At 43.3% G+C, this 3,960-nt stretch carries 6 protein-coding genes; 2 read left to right on the forward strand and 4 right to left on the reverse strand.

Annotation, left to right across the window (positions count from 1 at the left end; all coding sequences use genetic code 11):
• Window positions 1-291 (forward strand): LPXTG cell wall anchor domain-containing protein (locus BN54_RS09290; RefSeq protein WP_155818391.1); only part of this gene is annotated, 291 nt, incomplete at its 5' end.
• Between the two features lie 221 nt (window positions 292-512).
• Here BN54_RS09290 and tnpC read toward each other — a convergent pair.
• From tnpC to BN54_RS09305, 4 genes are all read right to left on the reverse strand, one after another.
• Entirely contained in the window at window positions 513-1,583 is a 1,071-nt protein-coding gene (gene tnpC / locus BN54_RS09295; protein ID WP_051014628.1) for an IS66 family transposase, read from the reverse strand.
• Window positions 1,584-1,598: 15 nt separating this feature from the next.
• Window positions 1,599-2,105: an IS66 family transposase gene (locus BN54_RS09930; protein ID WP_019206925.1), complete on the reverse strand. Its 507-nt coding sequence runs from the start codon at window positions 2,103-2,105 to the stop codon at window positions 1,599-1,601.
• 70 nt (window positions 2,106-2,175) lie between these two features.
• A complete protein-coding gene (gene tnpB, locus BN54_RS09300; RefSeq protein WP_040470217.1) occupies window positions 2,176-2,532 on the reverse strand; it encodes an IS66 family insertion sequence element accessory protein TnpB in 357 nt (118 codons plus the stop codon).
• The gene (locus BN54_RS09305; RefSeq protein WP_019206926.1) at window positions 2,522-2,713 is read right to left on the reverse strand and encodes a hypothetical protein; all 192 of its coding nucleotides are present in this window, start codon (window positions 2,711-2,713) and stop codon (window positions 2,522-2,524) included. The genes tnpB and BN54_RS09305 overlap by 11 nt, the downstream gene beginning before the upstream one ends.
• A 221-nt stretch (window positions 2,714-2,934) precedes the next feature.
• Between BN54_RS09305 and BN54_RS09310 the strand changes: the two genes are divergently transcribed.
• On the forward strand, window positions 2,935-3,921 hold the full coding sequence (locus BN54_RS09310) for an IS30 family transposase (protein ID WP_019206927.1): 987 nt from the start codon (window positions 2,935-2,937) through the stop codon (window positions 3,919-3,921).
• Window positions 3,922-3,960: the final 39 nt, after the last annotated feature.

The following is a 3,960-nucleotide window of genomic DNA, read 5'->3' on the forward strand; positions in this document are numbered from 1 at the left end:
CCAAACTCAATAAACCCGACGAACCCGATGAATCCGACGACGCCAACGAGTCCAACCATGCCAACGGCACCGGTTAACCCAACCACACCTGGTGCCAATACCAACATTCCGGGTGCAGTCGTTACCCCTGGACAGGCAACTACCAACGATAATCACCAAAAGGCTAACCAATTGCCACAAACTGGTAATACTGACCACAATGCTGAGCCAGTTATCGGTGTCGGCTTAGCTGCCTTAGCAGGTATCTTTGGTTTGCTTGGACTGAAAAAGAAGAAGCGCGAAGACCAATAATGATTCCACAAGCTAATTGTGGTAATCAGCGAGTTTCGTAACTAATCGTTAACGAAACGAAAAGCCCACGAGATGGCAGATCAGAAATACCACCTTCGCGGGCTTTTTGCGTGCAATGTAAGCAGTCAATAACGGTAAGCACGGCATAATAGACCGTATTTAGCAGAATAGCGCTCAGAAGTATCCTTGAAGGAAGGACAACTTCTGAGCGCTATTTGCGTCTAGTGAGTTCCAAATTTACGTTGAATTTCTGGATCCCACGGTAAATAAGCCTCCCAGACTGGACTTTCAGTCCATGTGAAGGCTGATAGGAGATGTTCTAAGTACTCACGTACCTTGAGCTGATTTAATTTAGCCGTTTGAATGAAGGTATACCAAATGGCGTTCGCTTCAGCCCCAGCTTCGGTTTTCGCAAATAAGTAATTTTTGCGTCCGATGGTTGTTGGCCGAATCAGTTGTTCATCATGATTGTTGTCTAATGGCAGCTCGCCATGTTCAAAAATCTGATAAACGCGCTCCTTCTGATTCAAGGCATAGTTAATTGCCACCCGCAGTTTACCAATTGGATGCTTAATCTCACCAATAAACTGGTAAAATTCGTCCAACAGTGGTTTAAGACGTAAGCGCCGCTGCGCTGCTTTTTCTTCTCTGGTGGTATAACTTAAGTCATGCTCGGTATGAAAGATCTCGCCTAACTTGGTTGCCGCTTCGGCGGCTTTGGAATGTTGAAGAATCTTCGCTCCCTTGCCAATTTTAACGATTTCTTTGAACTTCCGGGCAATGTGAATCAAACAAGCTCCGAGCGTCCCGTTTGGCAGTCGCTCTTGCTGATAGGCGCTATGTCCATCACACATCAAACAGCCTCGATAATCCGGGCCAATGATTTGAGGGATTACCTCGCCACCACGGGAGGCGGCGTAGAAAAAGTAGGCGATATTATGTTGATTAAACTCTTTCGCACTACTTGCGGCCCAAAAGTAACACTTGCTTCGTTCACTTTTAACAACGCGAAGCGGTGTTTCATCCAGATGGATGACCGTTTCCTCGCTAAGCGCCTTGCGCAATAACTCATACAGTGGTTTAAAACGCGCCGCGTTTTTGATGACCTGCTCTGCCATTGCTTTTGAACTTAGCGGAATTAAGGCTCGCCAATTTTGGGCTTGGCGATTTAATGGCAGTGCCAAGACATACTTGTTATAGAGGATTTCAGCGACAACCGAGGCTGAAAAATAGCTATGTACCGCAAACGGGGCGGGGGCCATGGCCTGAATCAATTTATCGTTTCCATTCATTGGATTGACACAATGCTAGCACTTTCCCGTTTGCACATAGGAGTTTTCGCAGTAAAACTCCATTGGTTTGCACTTAACTTCACGATGAACGAGGTGCTTACCAATAATTTCTAATGCTTCTCCACAAGTATCACAAAAGCGCTTTTTGTCTTTAAGTTCATAGACCTTGTCCACTTGTGGTAAAGCATCTAAATTAGCTTGCCGGACACCCCGCGCTTTTTTGCGGCGACGAACCACGTACTCTTCAACTGTAGTTTCAGTTAAAGAATTCGAATCAGTGCTGTTCTTATCTTCCGGCACTGAGTCCGCAAAAAGCGAAGTCTGACCTGGCGTCAAAATTTCACTTTTTTTTCCGTAGATCCGAGCCATCAGTAATTTAACTGTTTCCGACAGTTCTAAGCTCTTAGCTTCTAGTTCTTCGAACTTAGCAGCTTGCTTTGCAATTATAGCTTCCTGTTTACGAATAATTACTAAAGCCTCTTCTAAATTTTGTGGTTCACGGACTTTCTTATGCTTAGCCATGGTTCATCACCTCCTTTTCTGATTTCTGTAAGCATACCAGAAAAAGAAGGCAATGAACACCCATTTTTGACTAATAAATTATTCCTTTGATTGCCGGTTTGACGCGCTTAATAGGCAACGGAGCGATACCTTGTAATAATTGCTTGATTTGGTATGGAGTTAAGCTAACGGCATCGTTACGATGCCGTGGCCAACGCAAATTACCATTTTCAAACCGCTTATAGAGTAAGATGAATCCTTCACCATCCCAATATAAACCCTTAAAGCGATCAGTTCGACTACCGCAAAAGAGAAAAAGTGAATTATTGTCTAATTGAAGACCATAATTTTCTTCAACTATTAGAGCTAAGCCGTCAATTCCTTTCCGTAAGTCAGTTTTCCCGCAAACGATATAGACATGCCGCGGCGCGGCCCAGTTAATCAACATGGTTCATCATCACAGTTAGTAATTTGGCAGCTAAGTCAGGATCAGCACCTTGATAGAGGTTTACTCGTAGTTTATTTAAGGTAACCGAGGCGGCTAACGTTTTTGCCGGATGACGCTTGTTGGAAATCGGCGCAACTGCCTTGGTCGTTGGCGTGCCCACCTCTACAACATCATGAATCATAAATAAAGACCTCCTATAGTTAAGTTTTCCCTAAGTATAGAAGGTCTTGATTGTGGTTTAAATCCGGTCAGTTATGCCGTGCTTACAAATATACCATTCAGTACAAGAGGATTTTTCTTTATAGCGAATTTACAATTGAAATGCAACACAAAGTAAAAAAATAAACCCATACCGGGTAGAATATGTTTAACGACCAAATCAAACAATTCGAGGTATCCGGTATGGGCTATAAACATCTTACTATAAAAGAACGTGAAATGCTTATGTTTTTACAAGCTAAGGGGTTATCTATCCGGGCTGTTGCGTTACGGCTAGGGCGAAATCCAAGCACTATTTCACGAGAATTAAAACGTTGTGCAGGTCATTATTCCCCAAGTAAAGCAGAAAATGACTATCATCAAAAGCGAAAGAATTGTCACAAGAAGCGGCTATTAGACAGCCATCCACAACTACGCCGTCAAATTGTTCATTACATCTTAGATCTGCACTGGTCACCAGAGCAGATTACCGCTCGCTTTAATAGGGAACATCAATGGTGTGTTAGCTACAACACAATCTACCGTCATATCTATCAACACAATTTAGGTGAGAAGTACTCCTCACATGGCGATACCGGTATTCAGCGCCATCTCAGACATAAACATCGGACGCGGCATTCAAAGAATACTAGACGACATCGAGAAGTACAGACGGACTACATCTCAATTCATGAGCACCCTGGTTTTATCAACCAGCGTCAACGTATTGGTGACTGGGAAATCGATACTGTAATTGGGCGAACGGGTCATTCCATCCTTTTAACGGTTGTCGATCGGCTTAGTCGGCTTACTCTTATCAAAAAGGTTGCGCGAAAGGACTCGCAGGAGATAAATAAAGGCTTAGTTGAACTGTTAGGGGTCATTCCTAAAGAATTTGTTCATTCTATTACACCAGATCATGGGACCGAATTTCTTCATCTTGATGAAATCAGCGAAAGATTAGGTGTTACTGTCTATTGGCCCGATCCATATTCCCCTGAACAGCGTGGAACAAATGAGAATACAAATGGATTAATCCGGGAATACTTTCCCAAGCGAACAGATATTGATAATTATACAGAACAGGACGTTGAACACTGCCAAAAGCAGTTAAATCAACGTCCGCGCAAAGTGTTAAATTATGAAACCCCATATGAAGTATTTTTTGATAAACCGTTGCACTTAGTTTGACAATTCGCCACAAAAAAAGAAGACGGCTGACCCCCGCTC

Origin of the sequence: Limosilactobacillus ingluviei str. Autruche 4, from assembly GCF_000312405.1 — a bacterium.
GTDB classification, from domain to species: Bacteria; Bacillota; Bacilli; order Lactobacillales; family Lactobacillaceae; genus Limosilactobacillus; species Limosilactobacillus ingluviei.